This is a genomic window from Enhydrobacter sp., from assembly GCF_030246845.1.
Lineage (GTDB): Bacteria > Pseudomonadota > Alphaproteobacteria > Reyranellales > Reyranellaceae > Reyranella.
Genome location: NZ_CP126889.1, coordinates 2,550,443 through 2,570,703, shown reverse-complemented (window position 1 = coordinate 2,570,703; position 20,261 = coordinate 2,550,443). Strand labels below are relative to the sequence as shown.

Annotated in this window: 17 protein-coding genes and 1 tRNA gene; 6 read left to right on the top strand and 12 right to left on the bottom strand. The window is 66.5% G+C overall.

Annotated features, from left to right (window positions below):
- Position 1: 1 nt before the first annotated feature.
- The 5 genes from chrA to OJF58_RS12870 form a co-directional block, all read right to left on the bottom strand.
- The gene (chrA, locus tag OJF58_RS12890; protein ID WP_300784849.1) at positions 2-1,189 is read right to left on the bottom strand and encodes a chromate efflux transporter; all 1,188 of its coding nucleotides are present in this window, start codon (positions 1,187-1,189) and stop codon (positions 2-4) included.
- Positions 1,189-1,785, bottom strand: a complete 597-nt coding sequence (locus OJF58_RS12885) for a Fe-Mn family superoxide dismutase (protein ID WP_300785260.1) — start codon at positions 1,783-1,785, stop codon at positions 1,189-1,191. The genes chrA and OJF58_RS12885 overlap by 1 nt, the downstream gene beginning before the upstream one ends.
- A 203-nt stretch (positions 1,786-1,988) precedes the next feature.
- Positions 1,989-2,822 (bottom strand): sulfurtransferase/chromate resistance protein, encoded by an 834-nt coding sequence (locus OJF58_RS12880; RefSeq protein ID WP_300784848.1) that lies wholly within the window; start codon positions 2,820-2,822, stop codon positions 1,989-1,991.
- 129 nt (positions 2,823-2,951) lie between these two features.
- Positions 2,952-4,106 carry an alpha/beta fold hydrolase gene (locus OJF58_RS12875; protein ID WP_300784846.1) on the bottom strand — a complete coding sequence of 385 codons (1,155 nt, stop codon included), beginning with the start codon at positions 4,104-4,106 and terminating at the stop codon, positions 2,952-2,954.
- A 269-nt stretch (positions 4,107-4,375) separates the two neighbouring features.
- The gene (locus OJF58_RS12870; protein WP_300784844.1) at positions 4,376-5,137 is read right to left on the bottom strand and encodes an SDR family NAD(P)-dependent oxidoreductase; all 762 of its coding nucleotides are present in this window, start codon (positions 5,135-5,137) and stop codon (positions 4,376-4,378) included.
- Between the two features lie 30 nt (positions 5,138-5,167).
- Between OJF58_RS12870 and OJF58_RS12865 the strand changes: the two genes are divergently transcribed.
- Entirely contained in the window at positions 5,168-5,569 is a 402-nt protein-coding gene (locus tag OJF58_RS12865; RefSeq protein ID WP_300784841.1) for a YkvA family protein, read from the top strand.
- Here OJF58_RS12865 and OJF58_RS12860 read toward each other — a convergent pair.
- The 4 genes from OJF58_RS12860 to OJF58_RS12845 are packed head-to-tail and all read right to left on the bottom strand — an operon-like array spanning position 5,541 to position 9,211.
- On the bottom strand, positions 5,541-6,476 hold the full coding sequence (locus tag OJF58_RS12860) for a DMT family transporter (protein ID WP_300784840.1): 936 nt from the start codon (positions 6,474-6,476) through the stop codon (positions 5,541-5,543). The two genes, OJF58_RS12865 and OJF58_RS12860, sit on opposite strands and share 29 nt — an antisense overlap.
- A gap of 3 nt (positions 6,477-6,479) precedes the next feature.
- Positions 6,480-8,015: an AMP-binding protein gene (locus OJF58_RS12855; protein WP_300784838.1), complete on the bottom strand. Its 1,536-nt coding sequence runs from the start codon at positions 8,013-8,015 to the stop codon at positions 6,480-6,482.
- Between the two features lies 1 nt (position 8,016).
- A complete protein-coding gene (locus tag OJF58_RS12850; protein ID WP_300784837.1) occupies positions 8,017-8,550 on the bottom strand; it encodes a GNAT family N-acetyltransferase in 534 nt (177 codons plus the stop codon).
- 43 nt (positions 8,551-8,593) lie between these two features.
- Positions 8,594-9,211: an outer-membrane lipoprotein carrier protein LolA gene (locus OJF58_RS12845; RefSeq protein WP_300784835.1), complete on the bottom strand. Its 618-nt coding sequence runs from the start codon at positions 9,209-9,211 to the stop codon at positions 8,594-8,596.
- A gap of 106 nt (positions 9,212-9,317) precedes the next feature.
- Between OJF58_RS12845 and OJF58_RS12840 the strand changes: the two genes are divergently transcribed.
- Together OJF58_RS12840 and OJF58_RS12835 are read left to right on the top strand one after the other, a co-directional pair.
- On the top strand, positions 9,318-10,445 hold the full coding sequence (locus tag OJF58_RS12840) for an LLM class flavin-dependent oxidoreductase (RefSeq protein WP_300784833.1): 1,128 nt from the start codon (positions 9,318-9,320) through the stop codon (positions 10,443-10,445).
- A gap of 101 nt (positions 10,446-10,546) precedes the next feature.
- Positions 10,547-12,112, top strand: a complete 1,566-nt coding sequence (locus tag OJF58_RS12835) for a transporter substrate-binding domain-containing protein (RefSeq protein ID WP_300784832.1) — start codon at positions 10,547-10,549, stop codon at positions 12,110-12,112.
- 15 nt (positions 12,113-12,127) lie between these two features.
- Here the strand turns inward: OJF58_RS12835 and OJF58_RS12830 are convergent, their stop codons facing one another.
- A complete protein-coding gene (locus OJF58_RS12830; protein WP_300784830.1) occupies positions 12,128-14,377 on the bottom strand; it encodes a polysaccharide biosynthesis tyrosine autokinase in 2,250 nt (749 codons plus the stop codon).
- Between the two features lie 327 nt (positions 14,378-14,704).
- Between OJF58_RS12830 and OJF58_RS12825 the strand changes: the two genes are divergently transcribed.
- Complete coding sequence (locus OJF58_RS12825; protein WP_300784829.1) at positions 14,705-15,658, top strand: enoyl-ACP reductase; 954 nt, start codon at positions 14,705-14,707, stop codon at positions 15,656-15,658.
- Between the two features lie 888 nt (positions 15,659-16,546).
- Here OJF58_RS12825 and OJF58_RS12820 read toward each other — a convergent pair.
- Positions 16,547-17,152, bottom strand: a complete 606-nt coding sequence (locus OJF58_RS12820) for an exopolysaccharide biosynthesis protein (protein WP_300784827.1) — start codon at positions 17,150-17,152, stop codon at positions 16,547-16,549.
- A gap of 145 nt (positions 17,153-17,297) precedes the next feature.
- On the opposite strand from OJF58_RS12820, the gene OJF58_RS12815 reads away from it, so the two are divergent.
- Positions 17,298-17,648 (top strand): hypothetical protein, encoded by a 351-nt coding sequence (locus tag OJF58_RS12815; RefSeq protein WP_300784825.1) that lies wholly within the window; start codon positions 17,298-17,300, stop codon positions 17,646-17,648.
- 979 nt (positions 17,649-18,627) lie between these two features.
- Here the strand turns inward: OJF58_RS12815 and OJF58_RS12810 are convergent.
- Positions 18,628-18,703 (bottom strand) — tRNA-Thr (locus OJF58_RS12810).
- 124 nt (positions 18,704-18,827) lie between these two features.
- Between OJF58_RS12810 and OJF58_RS12805 the strand changes: the two genes are divergently transcribed.
- Complete coding sequence (locus OJF58_RS12805) at positions 18,828-20,255, top strand: L-lactate permease (protein ID WP_300784823.1); 1,428 nt, start codon at positions 18,828-18,830, stop codon at positions 20,253-20,255.
- The last annotated feature ends 6 nt before the right edge of the window (positions 20,256-20,261 follow it).

Here is a 20,261-nt window from a genome sequence, read left to right as displayed (position 1 = left end):
CTCATTTCACCATGACCCACGAGGGATGGAGCAGCGGAAAGGCCACGAGCCCCACCACCGCCGTCACGGCGATCAGCAGCGGGTTGTTGACCTTCCAGCGGAACAGCGCGGCCAGGGACAGAAGCCCGACCACGGCCGTGAGCCAATCGCCGATGGCGATCTGCCCCAACAGCACGCAGGCGCCGAGGATGGTGCCGATGGCGGCCGCATAGGCGCCCTTCACGAAGCCCTGGACATTGACGTTGCCGCGATGACGGGCGAGCATCGGCGCCGCGATCAGCACAAGCAGGAAGGACGGCAGGAAAATGCCGACCGTCGACACGAGCGAGCCCCAGAAGCCGCCGACGAGATAGCCGACGAAGGTCGCCGTGATCACGACCGGACCGGGGCTGATCATGCCGATGGCCACGGCGATCAGGAACTGCCGCTCGTCGAGCCAGCCATATTGCTGGACCAGCCCCTGCTCGAGGAAGGGCACGATCACCAGGCCGCTGCCGAAGGTGAGCGCGCCGGCCTTGAGGAAGAACAGAAGAAGCTTGACGAGAGCGGAAGGGCTGGCCGCCGGCGCAAGCGTCACCACGGCGGGCACGCCCAACGGCGCAAGGCCCATCAGCGTCGCGGCGGGCGGGCGCCTGAACAGGCTGCCATACCAGAGGATGCCCACGATGCCGGCGCCAATGAACAGCAGCGCCACCTCCGATTTCAGGAGGATGGTGACGACAAGGCAGACCGCGGCGATCGCCCATTGCAGCCAGTCCTCCATGCCAAGTCTCGTCAGGCGCCAGCAGGAGTGCAGGATCAGGGCAATGACCGCGGGGCTTACGCCATAGAAGATCGCGGTCACCGGCTGCAGATCGCCGAGCTGGACGTAGAGGGCGCCGAGCGCCGCCACGATCAGGAAGTTGGGCAGGATGAAGGCCCAGCCGCCGGCCCACGCGCCCCAGAAGCCGCCGCGCAGGTAGGAGATGTAGATGCCGACCTGGATCGCCAGCGGGCCCGGCAGCGACTGGCAGATCGCGATCGCCTCGCGCATCTGCTCCTTCGCGAGCCAGCCGCGGTCGGCAACCAGCTCGCGTTCCATCTGCCCGACCAGGGCCACGGGGCCGCCGAATCCCAGCACGCCCAGACGCAGGAAGTAGCGCACGAGCTCGCTCAGACGGGCACGCCGCGCTTTGGTCGCCGCGCCCATCACGCTTCCTTCGAGTAGCGCTCGAACAATGTCGCGGCATTGCTCCAGCGGATACCCTTCATGAAGAGCTCGACATACGCCGCGGCCTTGGCGCCGTGATCCATGTGATAGGCATGCTCGTACATATCGAGCGCCAGGACCGGCCGTCCGCCGGCGAGCGTCATCGTGTGGTCGGCGGCCCAGGTGTTGATCAGGCGCCGGTCGCGCGGCGAATAGCAGAGCAGCACCCAGCCCGAGCCGCCTCCCAAGGCCCTGCCCATCGCCGCGAACTCGACCTTCCAACGCGCGAGCGAGCCGAAGTCGCGGTCGATCGTTTCGGCGAGGGTTCCTGCCGGCTCGCCTCCGCCATTCAGGCTGTCGAAGTAGAGCTCGTGGAGGATCATGGAGTTGGCCGCGATCAGCTCCTCGCGCTTCAACCCGTTCACGACGAAAACGGGTGCCGTCGCCATGTCGAGACCGGCGAGCTGCGCGGTGATGGCGTTCAGCCGCTTCACCGCACCGCCGTAGTTGTTCTCGTAATGGCTCACCAGAAGCTTTTCGGAGAAGCCATTCACCTTCGCCGGATCGAACGGCAGCTTCTTCGGCGTGTATTCCATCCTGGATGCTCCCGACGCGGTTTGCGCACTTGCGGCCGACGACAACGCCAGCGCCGCTGCTGCAGCGGCGACGGTGGCGGTGCCGATCAGGTCGCGTCGCGTTTCCTGCGATGTCATGCACTCCTCCTGTCCAGATGATCGAATTCGAGCGGTCGAGCGGTCGAGCCGGGGAAGCCGGGGCGCGCGGCCAGACGCAGTCGCGCCTATGCCTTCTTGCGCGCGGTCGGCGGCCAGTCGTGGCCTTCGTCGACGGCGTCTCGGCACCATCGGTAGAAGGAATCGTAGAGCGTCATGCCGGCCTCGAGCTGGGCGAGGTCGTCCGGAAACATGCGCGACAGGCCGAGCGAGGCCGCCAGCAGACCGGCCGACTCGGGCGCCAGCTCGGGCCGGCCGGTGTCGGCGCCGCGCACGATGAGGGCCAAATGCTTCAACGGCTCGGTCTCCAGCCCGAACTCCTCGAGCATGACGTCGAAAGTGCATCTGGGGCCGCGATGGCTCCAGTAGACGTCGGGCCGGTCGATATCGAACGGCGTGGCGCCGAAGCGATCGGCGACATCCATCACTTCCGACGGGGTCACGAACAGGAACACGGCACCTGGATCGACGAAGCGCCGGATCAGCCACGGACAGGCGATGCGGTCGACCTTGGGCCGCGAGCGCGTCACCCAGACGGTGCGGCCGCGCGCGTCGCGCTTGGGCAGCTTGTCGGCACGTACCACCGGCAGCTTCGCTGCCTGCCAGCTTACGATGCCGCCTTCGAGAATATCGGCGGCAATGCCTTCGTGGCGCAGCCAGGCGGCGACGCCGTGGCTGAGCTTCAGTCCCCTGGTGCAGATCACCACGGCTGGCTTGCCGGCGGCGACAAATTCCGGCCCCCAGGCCGCCACGGCGTCCCACGGCCGACGCACCGCGCCGGGGACGAGATGCGGATTGGCGGTGAAATCCTTTTCGGTGCACACGTCGATCAGGGCCGGCGTGTCGGGACGGCCGATCAGACGGGAAAGCTTGTCAACGGAAATCGCGTTCGTCGAAGGCATGGAGCAGCGTCCTTTCAAAGAGAAACAGGACGCGATGCTTCGGCTGCCGCCTCATGGGGAGATCGCGATCCCCATCGGTGCGTATTAATGGACCGACGGGGATCGGAGTCAAGCAGTCGCGGGATCGTCTCAGGCGGCGAGGCTGGTCGCCGCCGACGACGCGGCAAGCCAACGGGCGGCGCGGCTCCATGCGCCGCGCAGGGTTATGGCACCGACGAACAGGCTCAGGTGATTGCCGGGCTCGACCACGCTTTCGATATCGTGCGGCCTCGTGCCGACCAGCCGTCGCACCGCCATGAGCTGTTCCGTGGGCGCGACCCGATCGCCCTGCGCGGCCAGCAGGAAGAGCGGATGGCGGACCGCGCCCAGATCGATCTGGCGTCCGAGGGCGACGAACCGGCCCTGAGCCAGGCGATTCTCCTTGAACAGCCACAGCACCGACTGATGATAGAAGGCGCCGGGCAGATCGAGAGTCGAGGCCGACCAGAGGGCGAACCGATCCCGCAGCATCGGCCGGCGGCTCAGTTCGCCGGGGGCAACCTGCAACGCTGCGGCCACCTCGTCGCTTTGCAGGGCCGGCTCCCACAGTTCGAGCGCATGTCGGCCCTGCAGGCGGCCGTCACCCAGCCGCGTGAGTTGGTCGAACACGCTCAACGGCAGGTTTTGGGCAGCCACCGAGAGGCGCGATGCGGCGGCTGCGATGTCGATGGGCGCGCCCGCCAGCACCAGCTTGCGCACCTTGTTCGGAAAACGCGCGGCATAGACGAGCGCCATCCATCCGCCCTGGCAGAGGCCGACCAGATCGACCGGCGCCCCGACCTCGTCGATCGCGACATTGAGCTCTGCCAGATAGCTGTCGATGGTCAGGAACCGCATCTCCGCCGTCGCCGAACGCCAGTCGGTGAGGAAGAGGCGGCGGCAGCCATGGCGGGCCAGCGTCTCGACGAGGCTGTGACCCGGCGCCAGATCGGCGATGGTGGCGCAGTGCAGGGCGAACGGCGCGCAGACCAGGACGGGGACCTCCCGTGTCGCCTCGGCCGTCGAGAAGTCGCGCAGGTCCATGGTCGACAGCTCGAGCCGCACCCGGTTCGGCGAACACCAATCGAGCCGCGCCGGTCGAGGCGATGCCGGCGGCGACCAGCTCAGGGCACGAGCCATCTCGCCGGCCTGCGCTGCCAGCGTATCGCCGGCCGCGGCCGCGGCGATGAAGGGCCAGACGAAGAAATTGGTCGCGAAGAAAGGTCCGGACGTCGTCTCATGACGACCATCGGTGCGCTCGTTCATGTCGGCCCCCTTCTGCTACGCGGCGCGCCATGTGATGGCCGCGCGGGCAGCGCCGCCCAATGGCAGGCCAGATGGCTGACGACGTGTCGCGCAATTTAAGGTCCTCGCCCCGTGCGCAAGGGAGAGGCTTGGTGAGGGGGCAGATCGCACCGCGCGCCTGGCGCACAGCACTCACCTTCGATACTCCGTGGAGGGGGGACCGGCAAGGAGAGAGAGCGTCGCAGCTCCTGTTTGCGGGAAGTCGCTCTCCCTCAGAGCGTGCTACGCGGTCACTTCGGCGCCATGCGGATCGCGCCGTCGAGACGAATGGTCTCCCCGTTCAGCATGCGATTCTCGACGATCTGCATCGCGAGCTGCGCGTACTCCTTGGGATCGCCCAGCCGCGGCGGGAACGGCACCTGCGCGCCGAGACTCTTCTGCGCCTCGGCCGAAAGCCCCATCATCATCGGTGTCAGGAAGAGGCCGGGCGCGATGGTGCAGACCCGGATGCCCAGGCTCGAAAGATCGCGCGCGATCGGCAGGGTCATGCCGACCACGCCGCCCTTCGATGCCGAGTAGGCCGCCTGGCCGATCTGGCCGTCGAAGGCCGCCACCGACGCCGTGTTGACGATGACGCCCCGCTCGCCGTCCTCCATCGGCTCGGCCTGGCTCATCGCCCACGAGGCGAGGCGGATGACGTTGAAGGTGCCGATCAGGTTGACCTGGATCACCTGGCTGAACATACCGAGGTCGTGCGGACCACTCTTGGAGATGGTGCGGGCGGCGCGGCCGATGCCGGCGCAGTTCACGACGACGCGCGGCGCACCGAGCTTCTCGACCACCGTCTTGACCGACGCCTCCGTGTTGGCCGCATCGGCCACGTTGGTCTTGACGTAGAGACCGCCGATCTCCTTGGCCTTCTTCTCGCCGAGCTCGTCCTGCACGTCGAAGATCGCGACCTTGGCGCCCGCCGCCGCCAGCGCCGACGCCGTGGCGCCGCCCAGGCCCGATGCGCCGCCGGTGACGATCGCGGCTTGCCCCTTCACGTTCATTCTGCCCTCCTTGGTTTCGCCGCTTTTAGCATGGCCGCGCCCCTTGCCAAGCGGGCGGCGAAAGCCAACCTTGGCTCCATGACCGACCTCATCCGACTCGAAAGGGACGAGAAGCGGGTTCGCGAAAGCTTCTGGCGAAAGGCGCGCCGCACGCTCGGCAAGGTGCCCTTCACGGAGGATGCGGTCGCGGCCTTCTATTGCGCCACCGATTCGGCGACGCCGCTCCCGATCCGCGCCACGCTGTTCGGCGCGCTGGCCTATTTCGTGCTGCCGTTCGACATCATTCCCGACTTCATCGCCGGCCTCGGCTATTCCGACGATGCGGCGGTCCTGCTGGCGGCCGTCACGGCCGCCGCCGCGCACATGACCGACACGCACCGGCAGAAGGCGCGGGCCTGGCTCCTCAAGGAGCAGAGCGTGGCGCCGGTATAGCCCCGCGCGCGGTCGCGCGCCGCTCGCGCACGAGCTGGCTCTCGCGGTAGGCGATGTAGAGCGCCGAGCCGATCACGATCGAGGCGCCGACATAGGTCCAGATCACCGGCATCTCGCCCCAGACCAGCCAGCCGACGAACACGGCGAAGGGCAGGCGGAGATAGTCGAAGGGCGCCACGGCCGACATCTCGCCGACGGCGAAGGCCTGCACCCAGAAATACTGGCCCAGCGTGGCCGTGACCGAGACCCCGACCGCCAGGGCCCAGCCATAGGCCGACGGCCAGCGCCAGAACCAGATCGCGGGCAGCGCCAGCAGCAGCGTCGAGAAGATGGCGAACTGCGTCAGGATCATGATCGGCGGCTCGGTGTCGGAGAGCCGCCGCACCAGCAGGATCGAGACGCCGACCGCCAGCGCGTTCAGGATCGCCACGATCGCACCCGGCTGCAGGCTGCCGCTGCCCGGCCGCGCCATCACCAGCACGCCCGCGAAGCCGATGATCGTCGCGCTCCAGCGTCGCCAGCGCACCTTCTCGCGCAGCACGGCGGCGGCGAGCACGACGGAGAAAAGCGGCTGCGAGAAGGCGAGCGCCGTCGCGTCGGCAAGCGGCAGCATCGACACGGCATAGAAGCCCAGCACCATCGAGACGGTGCCCATGAACGTGCGCCAGAAATGGCCCTGGATGCGCTCGCTGCGCCACGGCTGCACGCGGCCGGTCAGCATCATCGGCGCGAGCAGCAGGACCGAGAAGAAGGCACGGAAGAAGGCGGTCTGCACGCCCTCGATCTCGGCCGAGAGCAGGCGGATCATCGCGCCGTTGGTGGTGAAGATGAATCCGCCGCTCACCAGCCACAGAGCCCCCTGCACGTTCGGCGGCAGGCGTCTGAAGGTGGCGGCCCCGAGCTTCACGTCTCAGATCTTCCGTTCGCGGCCGGCCCAGTAGGTCGCGCGCAGATCCTTCTTCAGCACCTTGCCGACCGGACTGCGCGGCAGGGCGGCGACGAAGTCGACCGATTTGGGCGCCTTCACGCCGCCCAGCTTCTCGCGGGCGAGAGCGACCAGCTCCGCCGCCTCGACCGTCGCGCCGGGTTTCAGCTCGACCACCGCCTTCACCGCCTCGCCCCACTTGTCGTCGGGCACGCCGATCACGGCGCAGTCCTGCACGGCGGGATGGCCCCACAGCACCTGCTCGACCTCGCTCGGGAAGACGTTGAAGCCGCCCGTGATGATCATGTCCTTCTTGCGATCGACAATGTAGACGAAGCCGTCCTCGTCGATCGTGCCGATGTCGCCCGTATGGTGCCAGCCGAAGGCCGAGACCTCGGCCGTCGCCTGCGGGTTCTTGTAGTAGCCCTTCATCACCAGGCCGCCGCGCACCACGATCTCGCCGCGCTCGCCGCGCGGCAGCAGGCGGCCCTCGTCGTCCATCACCTCCACACGCATCAGGGGCGTGGCCTTGCCGCAGCTTGCGAGCCGATGCCGCTTGTTGCCCTCGAGCGCCTCGGCGTGATCTCCTGGCGAGAGGAAGGTGCAGATCATCGCCGCCTCGGCCTGACCGTAGGTCTGGGTCATCACCGGCCCGAACACGCGCATCGCCTCGACGAGCTTGTCGACCGACATGGGCGCGGAAGCGTAGACGAGGTTCCGCAGCGAGCTGTAGTCGTATTTGCCGATGTCGGGATGGGCGAGAAGAATGTAGATCAGGGTCGGCGGCAAATAGATATGCGTGACCTTGTGCCTCTCGATCGCGGCGAGGATCGCCCCGGGATCGGACGTTCCCATGAAGATGTTGGTGCCGCCGTAGGGCAGCAGCGGAAAGGAGCAGACGCCCGCCGCATGGGTCATCGGCGCCACCATCAGGTGAACCGGTGGCGCCTCCACCGGCATGCAGGCCCAGAAGATCGCGTTCAGCGTCTCGATGGCCCGGTTGGTGATCTGCACCCCCTTGGGCCTGCCGGTCGTGCCGCCCGAGCTGATCAGGATCGCGACGTCATCGGGCGCATCGGGGAGATCCGGCGCCGCCGGCTCGAAGCGGGCGAGCCATGCCGCGAATGCCGGATCGTCGATGCAGACGAACGTCCTGATGCCGGGGCAGGCCTCGCGGATGCGCGCCACGTAGTCCGCGAAGCTCGAGTGATAGAACAGGAACTCGACGTCGCTATTGTCGAGGATGAAGAGGTTCTCCTCGATTGCATTGCGCGCATTGACCGGCGCCCAGATGAGGCCGGCGCGCACGATACCCATCAGGGCGGCATAGGCCATGGCGTGATTGGGGCTGTACACGGCAGCCTTGGCGCCGGGCGCAAGACCCGCCTTCAGGAGTGCGTTGGCGATGCGATGCGTCGTCTCGCGCACCTCGGCATAGGTCCAGCCGCGCGTGCCGTCATGAAGGCAATGGCGCTGGGGGAAGAGGTCGGCGCCGCGGTCGAAATAGTCGATCAGGCGCATGTCAGTTCCCTTCCGGCGCGGGCGTGTCGCCCGATCCCAGAGCCCGCTGCATCAGAACGCTGTCCAGCCAGCGGCCGAACTTGAAGCCGATATTCTTCAGGGTGCCGACCATCTCGAAGCCGCACGCCTCGTGGAGACGGATCGACGGCGTCTGGGCCGAATCGCCGATCACCGCCACCATCTGGCGCTTGCCGAGCGCGGTGCATTGCTCGATCAGCACCGGCAGGAGCGCCCGGCCGACGCCTTGGCCCACCGCATCCTTGTCGATGTAGATCGAGTCCTCGACCGAGAACTTGTAGGCGGGCCGCGGCCGCCAGTTGCCTGCATAGGCATAGCCCAGGACCCGGCCCGCGCGTTCGGCCACGAGATAAGGCAGGCCGAGGTCGAGCACGGCTGCCCGCCGGCGCTTCATCTCGGCGAGGTCCGGCGGCTCGACCTCGAACGAGGCGGTGCCATGCAAGACGTGATGACGGTAGATCTCCGCGCAACGCGCCACATCCGCCTCGGTCGAGGCTCGCACAATCAGACTGCCCACGTCGCTCTTTCCCAACGCCGGTCCATGCCGGAGTTATAGCGCGTCAGTGGCGATTGCCGTTGAGAATCTGCCCGGCGTCCGGGCCGTCGTACCTGAAAAGCGAATCGGCGAGCTGCACGCCGGTCCGCACCTGCGTCAGCGCCACGTCGACCTTGTTGCCGCGATTGTCGATGATCGACCAGCCGCGCAACGTCATGGGATTTTCCGCAAAGCGGACCACCACCTTGCCTTCCTGCGGCTTGCGCGTCTGCACGATCGTGGCCTCGATCAGGCCGTCGGCGTTGCGGTTCAGCGCCTGCACGGTGAGATCGCCGGAAAGCTTCAGCGGCTCCTTCACCAGGAACGAGGCCGCGGTCCAGCCGATCGGCCACTGGCCGAAGTCGTGCGTGGCCGGGTCCCACATCGTCACCTGCGTCCCGTCGGCCACGATCTTGAGCTGCGACGGCGGATCGTACTGGAAGCGCATGCGGCCGGGGCGGCGGACATAGAGCGTGCCCTGCAGGATCGAGCCGTTGGGGTTGCTCTGCACGAAGCGCGCCTCCAGCGTGCGGATCGAGTTGATGTAGTTCTCGATTTCCGGAACGCCCACCTGCGCCTGGGCGCTGGAGACGACGGGAACCAAGGCGAGAAGGGCCAGCAGGCCCGCGAGGACGGAACGCATCGGCCGGATATGACGGCCGATTGGGGCGGATTCAAGCACGAGCCACCCTCTTCCCACGTTCATGAACCACTGTTTACCATAGCCGCCGCAATCGCGAGGAACGCCCATGCACGTCGGAATGGCCGCCGTCTTCCAGAACACCGGTCGCACGATCTCGGATCGACAGGTCTATCTCAACGAGCTTGCGCTCGCCGATCTGGCCGAGCCGCTGGGCTTCGAGTCGATCTGGTCGGTGGAGCATCATTTCACCGACTACACGATGTGCCCCGACGTGGTGCAGTTCCTGTCGTACATGGCCGGCCGCACGAAGGATATCCGGCTCGGCTCGATGGTGGTGGTGCTGCCCTGGCACGATCCGATGCGGGTGGCCGAGCAGATCTCCATGCTCGACCATCTGTCGGGCGGCCGCATGATCCTGGGGCTGGGTCGCGGCGCGGGCAAGGTCGAGTTCGACGGCTTCCGCCTCGACATGGGCGACAGCCGGGAGATGTTCGTCGAGCATGGCGAGGCACTCCTGAAGGGCCTCGAGACCGGCGTGATGGAATACCAGGGCAGGCACTACCGGCAGCCGCCGGCGGCCATTCGCCCTGCGCCGTTCAAGTCATTCCGCGGCCGGACCTACGCTGCCGCCGTGAGCCCGGAGAGCGCGCGCATCATGGCTCGGCTCGGCGTGGGGCTCCTGATCATTCCGCAAAAGCCGTGGCGCGAGGTCGAGAAGGAGCTCGTCGAGTACGGCACGCTCTATCGCGAGATCAACGGCTGCGGCGCGCCGCAGCCGATCTCGGCCGGCTGGACTTTCGTCGACGAGAGCGCCGAGCGGGCGCGCGAGATGGCGATGAAATATATCGGCGGCTACTACCGCAGCGTGCTCGACCACTACCAGTTCGCCGGCGAGCACATGAAGAGCCAGCGCGGCTACGAATACTACGCCAAGATGAACGAGAAGCTCGCCGTCTACGGCGACCGGAAGGTGATCGAGTTCTTCGCCGACCTGCAGGTCTACGGCACCCCCGAGCAGGCGTACGACAAGATCATGGCGATCCATCGCCAGACCAGGAACTCGGGCTATGTCGGGGTCTTCTCCTACGCCGGCATGCCGCATGAGGAGGCGGCCCGCAACGTGCGCCTGTTCGCGCGCACGGTCATGCCCGAACTCAAGAGGTTCGATGCCGGCGCACCGATCGACCGGTCGGAGCTGCTTCCCGACCATCGACTGGCCATCGCGGCTGAATGACGTCGGCATGCGCCATGGCCACCGCGGCCGGTTGAGCGCGACTTGCTCCGACCGCCGTTCCCGGACAGGATTTGCCGTTCCGGTCGGGGAAAGAACGCGTCGTGAGCCAGCGGCGGTTGCGGAGGAAGGCGGAGCCTCGCGGCGAGCGCGTCGCGGGACGGGCCCGGTTGCCGTCGCTGATCCTCCTCGCCCTGCTGTCGATGGCGGTCGGCGCCGCCGCGCAGGCCCCTCTCCCGGCGTATCTCGAGAAGGATAGCCTTCGCGGCGGCTGGTATCCCTGGGATCCCTATCAATACCAGGACTACAGCCGCGGCCTTCCCGTGCTGACCGGCTTCGATGTCGAAATCGAGCGAGCGCTCGCGCGCATCATGGGCGTGGAGATCTCCTTGCCGGAGATCGGCTGGAACGACCATCTCGCGGCACTCGCCGCCGGCACCGCCGACATTGCAGCCGGGGCGACCGAAAGCGAGGCGCGCGCCCGCTACGCCTATTTCTCGAAGCCCTATCGGACGGAGACGGACGTGCTGATCCTGCCGCGAGGCATGAGCAGCCGCTATCCCTTCCGCTCGGTCGAGGAGATGCTCGCCACCTTCTCGAAAGAGAAGTTCCGCCTCGGCGTGGTCGCGGGCTTCGTCTATGCCGACAGCCGCGTCAACGCCTTCGTCGCCAAGGCCGCCAGGAGCGGTCAGATCGTCGCCGCCGACAGCGACGCGCAGAACCTGCGCAATCTGCTGGCCGGGGTGATCGACGGCTTCCTTGCCGACCGCATGACCGCGACCACGACGGCGTGGCGCCGCCACGAAGGCTCGCTCATCGAGGTACACCCGCTGCATTTCTCGACCGACATCCGCTTCATGCTGAGTCGCGCGACGCAAACGCCGCAGATGCTGGCGCGTCTCGACAATGCCATCGACGAGCTGAAGCAGAGCGGCGAGCTGCGGCGCATCGCCTATACCTACGCCCTGCCGGTGCTGATCAACCAGACGCTCGACCGCGAATGGTTCCGCATCCTGTCGTTCATCGGGCTGGTTGCGTTCGCCCTGTCCGGCGTGGTGCTGGCCTACGAGGGCAAATACACGGTGTTCGGCGCCCTGATCCTCGCCACCCTGCCGGCAGTCGGCGGCGGCGTGGTGCGCGACCTCCTGCTGCAGCGAAGCCCGCTCGGCATCGTGCGCAGTCCCGAGGCGCTGCTCGGCGTCTTCGGGACGGTGCTGGCCGGGCTGCTGGTCATCAAGGTCATGTCGTGGAGCCACGGTCGGCTTGCCAATCGGTATCTGCAGGCACGCGCCTCGGCCGCCCGCCTGATCGAGGTCTTCGACGCGATCGGGCTGGCCGCCTTCACCGTCACCGGCGTCGTCGTGGCGCTCGACGCTTCGGCCCAGCCGCTCTGGCTGTGGGGACCGGTCGCGGCCGTCCTGACCAGCTCGTTCGGCGGACTGCTGCGCGACCTCTTCCGCAACGATCGCGTGATCGCCAATCTGAGCGGCGAGCTCTACCCGGAGATCGCCGCCGTCTGGGGCCTCGCCCTCGCCCTGTTTCTGCGCTGGGAGGCCGAGCGGCTGCGGTCGAACGAGATCGGGCTGGCCGTCGTCGTCACCATCCTCGGCGCCTTCGCCACCCGGATGGTGGCGATAAGCCTGCGCGCCAAAGGCTGGCGCTATGCCTGACGCAATCCGGGCGCCTTATCGGAGCTGCTTCTTGCCGGCAACGCCGATCGCCGGCTGGTAGTAGTTGGAGTACTTGAAGCTCCAGCTGCTGTCGCGGTTGTACTTGCGATACTTCGACAGATCGACACGGTTGAGCATCGTGACGCCCACCGCCTCGCCGTTCGCGCGGCGCATGCGGTTGATCGCGTCCAGCACCATCGACCGCCTCGTCCGTCCCCAGCGGATGACATGTAGAACGACATCCGCGAACCGGGCGAGAACCGCGGCATCGGCAACGATCATGACCGGCGGACTGTCGACGATGATGGCATCGAACTGGGTTCGCGCCGCCTCGAGAAACGTGCCGAATTGCGGCGACAGGAAGACTTGCTGGGCATTCTCGTGCCCCTCGCCGCCGCGGATGACGTAAAGGTTGTCGGCCACCGCGGTGGCGGCCTGGCAGCCTTCGCCGTCCGCCAGGATCGCCGCGAGGTCCCGCGAATGGGAGACGACGTCCAGGTAGCCGCCGACCTGGGGCCGGCGGAGGTCGGCGTCGATCAGCAGGGTCCGCGAGCCGCGCGCCGCCAAGGCCGTCGCCAGGGCGACGCTGGAGACCGTCTTGCCCTCCTCGGGAACGGCCGACGTGACCACGACGACGCGGCCCGCCTTGTTTGCCTTGAGGCCGACAGCGGCGTCCATGGCGATGCAGACCGAGCGCACGGCCTCCCGAAACAGCCGCGTGTCCTGGCTGGAAAGATCGCCACCGATCGTCCGGCGCAAGGCATGCCCCATCTCGGGCAGAATGCCCAGGCAGGCAAGGCCCGTGGCTTCCTCCAACTGCGGCGGGGTGCGGAAGCTCTTGTCGGCAAGCTCCAGCAGTGCGGCAAGGGCTGCACCGAGCGCCGCCCCGAGCAACAGCCCGGCGGCAATCACCACCGGCACATTGGGCCACGACCGCAACGGTTGCGGCGTGGCGGAGGCGACGATGCGGGCATCAGCATAGACGCCGTGCAGCAGTGCCGAGGTCTCGACATAGCGCTTCTCGAGCGCGGAATAGAAGGTGCGGCGGGCATCGGCGCGGCGCTCCAGATTGGCGAGCTGGAACTGCAGGCGGGAAACATCGCCGACATCCTTGCGCAGCGCCTGGACCTTGGCCGCCAGCTCGTCCTCGCGAGCCCGGGCGAACTGAACGTCGGAGCCGAGGCTCGCCACGATCTTCTTCACCTCTTCGTTGACGGTGCCGCGGATGTGCGACAGCTCGTTGTCGGCGGCCTTCAGATCGGGATAGAGCACGCCCAGCCGGCTCTGCAGGTTGGCCCGCCGCGCCGTTGCCCGCGCTTCCTCGACCCGAAGCTGCTGGATCAGCCGCGAGGACAGGACCTCCGGAATGGCGTAGATATCGCCCGCTGCCGCGAGCTTCTTGGCCGCCGCCAGCCGCGTTTCCGCCGCGATCCGCGCTTCGGTCGCGGACGCCAGCAGGGCATTGATCTGGGCAAGCTGCTGGGCCGCCGCGACGGAGTTTCCGGGCCCCACCTCGACGATCTCGTTGTGCTTGGCGCGGAACTGCTCGACTGCCGCCTCGGCCTCGCGAAGCTGCTCGCCGGCAGTATCGAGCTGCGACTTCGCCCATTCGTTCGCCTTGGCGGTGATTGCCGTCTTGGCGTCGATCTGGCTGGCAAGGTACTGCTCGGCGAAGGCATTGGCGATCTTGGCCGCCTTGTCCGCGTTCGACGCCGAGAAGCTGATTGTGACGATGTAGGAGCGTCCGTCGGCATCGACCGACAGATGCCGCCTCACCTGCTTGGTCGTGAGGGCGAGCTCGTCCTCGTCCGACACGTCCTGCAGGAGGCCGAGCGACACGAGAAGCTTCCGCGCATCGGTCGCCAGTCCATCGCCGAGCAGATCGGCCAGTCGCGAATGCGGCTGCGGCTTGAACTCCGGATCCTCGGTCAGGCCCAGCGCCTTGACCACCCGCTCAGCGATGGCTTCCGAACGGAGGACCTCGACCTCGGTGCGGATGGCGATGGGGTCGCCCTCGCGCGGACCGCTCACCACACTGTCGAAGTTCGAGTATTTGCTGTGCGTGTCGAGCTGGACCAGGGCTGTCGCGCTGTACTGCGGCTTGGCGTAGGCGAGGTAGAGGGCGGCCGCTCCGAGGCCAACGATCGAGAAGGCCGCGATGAGCCAGAGGCGGCGGCCCATCATCGCGAATGCGGATTTCACCCGCTGCTCGTGCCACTTGGCCGCCGCGTTATAGGGCACGGCATCCGTCGCGTTGCGGCTCACCAACGGAAAACTTCGCCGTTCATTGATCATCGCCGTCCCCAAAAGCCCGCCAGCGCATCCAGGCGGCCCACGAAAGCTACGGTGGGCTCGAGGGAGCGGTGCTCGGGCGAGTCCAAAGCTGAAAGGGCGACATCAGCGTACGGAGATGGCCGTGGGAGAACAATCTGCCGCCGTCTGATCTATGGGGTTACCACTTTGGCAGAGCGCATGGCCGTGAGCGCGAGGGCCCAGTGCAATCGACACAAATCGTAATCAAACGTGAAGAATATTCATCGCTGAACGCTGTAAAAGGGCGAGGCGAACCCGCAACCAGAAACAAGAGACTGCATGCCGGACAGTGGCGTTACCCCCGGAGGATTGCTGCGCGGGAAGCGTGGCCTGATCATGGGCGTTGCCAACGAGCGCTCGCTGGCCTGGGGGATTGCCCGGACGGCCGCGGCCCACGGCGCCCTCCTGGCGCTCTCCTATCCCAACGAAGCGGTCGGGCGGCGGGTCAGAAATCTGGCGCCGGAGCTCGGCGCCGTCGAGCTCCTCGAATGCGACGTCGGGTCCGATGCGGACCTCGATCGGATGGTCGCGGCCCTGTCGCGGTTCTGGCCCGACAAGCCCATCGACTTCGTGGTCCATGCCGTCTCCTATTCGGACAAGACCGAGCTCGTCGGCCCGTACCTCCAGACCAGCCGCCGCAACTTCGCTCTCGCGCTCGACCTGTCCTGCTACAGCTTCACCGCCGTCGCCCAGCGCATCGCGCCCCTCATGCGCAACGGCGGCAGCCTGCTGACGCTGACCTATCTGGGCTCCGAGCGCGTCGTGCCGCACTACAACGTCATGGGCGTGGCCAAGGCCGCCCTCGAGGCGAGCGTGCGTTACCTCGCCGTCGATCTCGGCCGACAGAACATCCGCGTCAATGCGATCTCGGCAGGGCCGGTCAAGACGCTCGCCTCGAGCGGCGTCTCGGGAATGAGGCATCTCATCAAGTGGGCCGAGATCAATGCACCGCTGAGGCGCAACACGACGATCGACGATGTCGGTCGGGCGGCCCTCAGCCTCATCAGCGACCTCGGCCAGGGCATTACCGGCGAGATCGTGCATGTCGACAACGGCTACAACATCGTCGGCATGGTGGCGATCGACGAAGCGCTGCGCAGCGCCCCCGTCCTCGTGGAAATCGGCCAGCAGCTGGAGCGGCAGAAGGAAGCCACGGCCGAGGCGCTCGAAAAGGGCGACGGCGCCCTGCAGCAAAAGCAGGAGTGGTGTCCCGAGACGGATTATAGCCGTTAGTGTTTGGTGCCATCTCTTGGTCACTTAACCGTGTTCGCCCATTGGTCACAGGCGCAACCGAAATAAAGGATACACTATCCTCTTACTTGGAAGTGCTCGGCGCTCCTCCTGCCGTCGTGACCGGCCTCGTCACCACCAGCCATCCATCGCCTCTCTCAGGCGCACAGACGAGGCGTCATTTGAGTATCATCGTCGGTATATTGCTTGTGTTGGGAGCCATAGGTGCATGGGCAGGCTGGTCGCTAGGAACGCATCTGGTCGACAGCCATTCCAGTGGAGCTTTTGACCCGCCGGGTCCGAGGAGATGGCGGATGGCCTTTGCCATTGCCTTCGCACTTGTAAGCGTCGTGCTTGGCATGCTGTTGCTTACTTATCTCGACGCCTGACCAACCCAGTAAAGCCAGCGCGGTAGTGGGCTGCCCACGAGATCGCTCTCGTTCGGGCCGCTATGGGATCCGGCCGGCGGATCCTGCGTCAGTGAGCGCAATGCAGGTGACGCGCCATGCGCCCAGGTCACCGACCTGGCTTGAGCCGCGCGGGTGCGGTTGCGGTACGATCTAGCTGCGGCCCGGTTCGGCTGTCGATCGGCATGACGACGGATGCGGCGCGGCGCGCCGTTGCGAGCAACCGTTGCAGCGCGAGCTCGTTGCGGACGCGTCGTTCGATGTCGAGGATAAGGTCCGGGCGCATAAAATGCCTTGTTGTTGGGGGCAAGTTGCAGCCGACCGCGAACCAACCCGGGTCGCAGAGAAAGCAGGCAGTCGGATAATGATATGCTGGGCGTATGCGCAGCACCCACTATACATGGGGAGGCTGGCAAGCTCCCACAAGCTCGATTTGGGAACGCCGCGAGGATGGCTTGGCGGTCTGAGCGCGAGGACGGACGCTCTACCTGCGCCGTGCCGGGTCGATCAAATCGATCGTTTCGACAGTTCCCCAGACCATCGCCGCTGTGATCGCGAGCGAAGCAAGTGCGGCGATCATCGCGATCAGGAAGGCGATTCCGTCCTCCTCCAGATAGGCCAGCGCCAAGAGCATGATGGCGAGCGCCGGCGGGACGTTGCCCAACGGCACAGGCAAAGTCATCGTCAACCCGAGAAACAGCATGACGATTCCCGTCAACCGCTTGGCCGTCTCGAACGGTAGTGGCCAGCGGGGCCGGATCAGGCGCTCGATCCATGCGAGTCGCGGCGTGACGATGCCAATTAGCCGAGCCAGCCTGTCGACGCCGACCATTCTGCGAGCAATCAAGCGCGGCAGCATGACCACATCATGTCCGAGGACCATCTGGACGGCTGGCCAGGCAACCAGCAGGCCGACAATCGTCGATGCACCGGGAAGCAACGCGACCACCGCCATCACAAGGAAAGTCAGGCCGAAGGAGCGCCGGCCGAGTTGCTCGACCAGCCAACCGATCGACACCTCGCTATCTTCTGCTCGATCCAGCATCTTCGATAGCCGAACCGAGGTGGGTATGTTCGTGGGCGTTTCCATGCGCGTCCATTGGGCTTTCAGTCCAAGGTGGTTATCGAGGTGACGCATCTGACCTGGACCGAGGCCCGCGTCATCGCAGCCATGAAACCCTTGTAGTGATCGGTGCGGACCCCCATGTGTCTGCCTAACTGTGGAGAGGCACAAGATGACCGTGACCCGGAACGCCGCTGCCTACATTGGTGCCCTGCCTGCTCACAGACGAAAGAAAATCGCTGAAGTAGCAATTGACCATGTGCTGACATTGATCAAAAGCGGCGCGCGGCCTGACGGACTTTATGAGCGATATCACATCGAGTTGGCGATCGATCATCTGCGCCGCGGCCACTATCAGCACGCCTGGACGGAAGGGCTTCTGGCCGAGGCGCGAATGGACCGCCGAACGATCGGCCCTGCAATGCCCGAAGGGAGCCTTACGCCTGCCTCGATTGAGGCTCTGCGCAGGGATTTCGCGGAAGTTCAGGCCGAGCCGGCCAGCGAATGGGTCGCTCTAACTTGACCTCAAGGGTGATCCACCGCAGGAGACGACATCAGCCGGCGGCAACCCCCGGTACAGGGAGCAATCCAATGAGCATTCAGACCCGAGAGCTTTATCATGGTGCCAATGGGGACCGCTGATGTCTCGCCCACGATCCGGAGGTCGCGTGCGTATTCGTCAGACATGAACCCAATCTCGCTTCAGGCGGCAAGATTTCCGATATCGACATCGGCACCTTTCTCAGCCAGTGCGGCCAGGGTCCGGAGAAGCAGGAATTATTGCGGTTGATTGGAACGCTCCTCAATCCGTAACGTCCAGCCCACTGCCAACAAGGAAGTCCTTCGGCTTATCCTCGCGCGGCCGCATGCACCATCTGTCGGCGGTAGGCTGACGCCAGCGCAAGCGGCTTGCCCGAAAGCACTCCCAGCAACCTCGAAGCGGCACCTGCCGCCCTCCAGGATACCTGCCAGCATATTGATAGGCGATGACCCCGGCTTCCCTATCGGAGCATCTTCCAGGAGAGACGGGACTGAAGAACTTATGGCCGCATCATAGACCCCGCTGAGCGAGCGACGCTACATGATCGCTTGCCGAATCTCTGAGGGAGCGCGCGCCAACAAGCTCGGGCCTTCCTCTACCGCGAAAAATCAGACTGTTGCTGAACGGGCCCTGCGCAGCAAGGGACTAGCTCCCTCCCATCATCATGAGTCCGAGCAACATTAGGACGATAATTATTATGATGGAGACTGTGACTACGTTTCTCCAGCCTTGGGGCATGAGGGCTCCTGTCCAACGCCTTCGCTCGAACGGGACTCGCGACCCGAAGGGACGCATCGCCGGGGGCTAAGGAAGCCGTCAGCCATCATTTGGCAGGCGGTGCCCAAAATGGATCTGGCCAAGCCGCACAATCGCAGAGCCTCGAAGCTCACGCAGATGTGTCCCCCAGTGTCCCCAGTACTTCGGAGTACGGGCAGCGACATCGACAAAACGTTGAATTTACTGGTGCCCCGAGACGGATTCGAACCGCCGACCCCATCATTACGAATGACGTGCTCTACCAGCTGAGCTATCGGGGCACGGCGGCGGGTTTAAGGGAAAGGCTGAAGCGGCGCAAGCCGGGGCTCGAGCCGGCTTTCCTTGGGGCGTCATTCGAATTCCTCCGGGGCGGACACGGCCAAGGCGCGGCTATAGACGAGACCCATGCCGACGGCGCTCGCCCTCCTGCCCCTGCTGCTGGTCCTTGCCCTGCTGGCCTCCGGCCGCGCCGGGGCGCTGGTCGCGGGGCTCGTGGGGCTGGCCGCCACGGTCGTCGTCTCCGGTGCTTCGCCCGCGCTCCTCGCGCGCGAGGTCCCGGCCGGCTTGTGGCTTTCGGGCCAGGTGATCGCGATCATCGCCACCGGAATCTTCTTCCATCACTGCCAGCAGGCGCGCGGCGCCGCGACGGCCGACGGCATCCTCGAGGCGACTCCGCGCCGCCTGTGGACCCTCTGCTTTCTGGTCGCGCCCTTCGCCGAATCGGTGACGGGCTTCGGCGTGGGCTACATGATCGCGCTGGCCGCCCTGCGGCGGCTGGGGCTGGGTGGCCTGCCGACCCTCCTGCTCGGGCTCTACAGCCAGTCCCTGGTGCCGTGGGGCGCGCTCGCCATCGGCACGACGGTGGGCGCGACGCTGGCGGGGCTTACCCCCAATGCGCTCGGCCTCGGCTCCGCCGTGCTGCAGATGCCGATCCATGGCCTCTACCTTCTCCTCTATTGGCGCTTCGCCCGCGCCGCCGGCGTCCCGGTGCCGTCCATGCAGAAGCTCGACGATCTCGGCTGGACCGCGCTCCTCCTGCTGCTGGTCTGGCTCGCCAACCGCTATGGCGACGTCGAGATCGCCGGCGCCGCACCCACGGCCTTGCTGGCGGCGGTGCGTTTCTGGCGCGACGAGCGGCCCGACCGGACACGCCTCGCCAGCGCGCTCAGGATCAACGCGTCCTACGTCGCGCTCACCGTGGCGCTCTGCGCCACCCGACTGGTGCCGCCGTTGCGCGACCTACTGCGCCCGCTCTGGGCCCTGAAGCCGTTCGACAATCAGCCCGCCTTCGCCCCGCTCTACGCGCCCGGCTTCTGGCTGGTGGCGATCGGCGTCATCGTGGTGCTGGCGGCGCGCGTGTCGCTTGCCCGGGTGATCGCCAAGGCCGCCCGCAGCGCCTGGCGGGCCTGCGCCGTGACGCTCGTCTTCGTGGTGATGGCCGAGCTCTATGTCGGCTCGGGCATGGCGCTTCTGATCGCGCAGTCGCTGCAGGCGGCCATCGGCCGCGAGGCGGCACTGGGCGTGCCGCTGTTCGCGGCCGTCGGCGGTTTCCTGACCGGCGGCGGCGCGGCCGCCAACGCGATGTTGATGCCCATGGTGACCGCACTCGCCCACGCGCTCGCGCTCGACCCCTCCTGGATCGCGGCCGTGCAGAACAGCGTCTGCACCAACCTCACCATGCTCTCGCCCATCCGCGTGTCGATGGGTGCGGCGATCCTCGGTCTCGCCGCCTCCGACGCCGAGCTCTATCGCCGCGCCTGGCCTCTCGCTCTGCCGCCGATGATCGCCGGACTTGCCGTGGTCGCCATTCTCCTCGTCGCCCCGCAGGCCTAGCCAGCG

Coding starts and splice junctions, on each gene's coding strand:
- OJF58_RS12815 (WP_300784825.1), top strand. CDS start 17,298: ATGACCGTGACCCGGAACGCCGCTGCCTACATTGGTGCCCTGCCTGCT.
- OJF58_RS12805 (WP_300784823.1), top strand. CDS start 18,828: ATGCCGACGGCGCTCGCCCTCCTGCCCCTGCTGCTGGTCCTTGCCCTG.
- OJF58_RS12840 (WP_300784833.1), top strand. CDS start 9,318: ATGCACGTCGGAATGGCCGCCGTCTTCCAGAACACCGGTCGCACGATC.
- OJF58_RS12845 (WP_300784835.1), bottom strand. CDS start 9,211: ATGCGTTCCGTCCTCGCGGGCCTGCTGGCCCTTCTCGCCTTGGTTCCC.
- chrA (WP_300784849.1), bottom strand. CDS start 1,189: ATGGGCGCGGCGACCAAAGCGCGGCGTGCCCGTCTGAGCGAGCTCGTG.
- OJF58_RS12855 (WP_300784838.1), bottom strand. CDS start 8,015: ATGCGCCTGATCGACTATTTCGACCGCGGCGCCGACCTCTTCCCCCAG.
- OJF58_RS12820 (WP_300784827.1), bottom strand. CDS start 17,152: ATGGAAACGCCCACGAACATACCCACCTCGGTTCGGCTATCGAAGATG.
- OJF58_RS12885 (WP_300785260.1), bottom strand. CDS start 1,785: ATGGAATACACGCCGAAGAAGCTGCCGTTCGATCCGGCGAAGGTGAAT.
- OJF58_RS12870 (WP_300784844.1), bottom strand. CDS start 5,137: ATGAACGTGAAGGGGCAAGCCGCGATCGTCACCGGCGGCGCATCGGGC.
- OJF58_RS12825 (WP_300784829.1), top strand. CDS start 14,705: ATGCCGGACAGTGGCGTTACCCCCGGAGGATTGCTGCGCGGGAAGCGT.
- OJF58_RS12875 (WP_300784846.1), bottom strand. CDS start 4,106: ATGAACGAGCGCACCGATGGTCGTCATGAGACGACGTCCGGACCTTTC.
- OJF58_RS12865 (WP_300784841.1), top strand. CDS start 5,168: ATGGCCGCGCCCCTTGCCAAGCGGGCGGCGAAAGCCAACCTTGGCTCC.
- OJF58_RS12880 (WP_300784848.1), bottom strand. CDS start 2,822: ATGCCTTCGACGAACGCGATTTCCGTTGACAAGCTTTCCCGTCTGATC.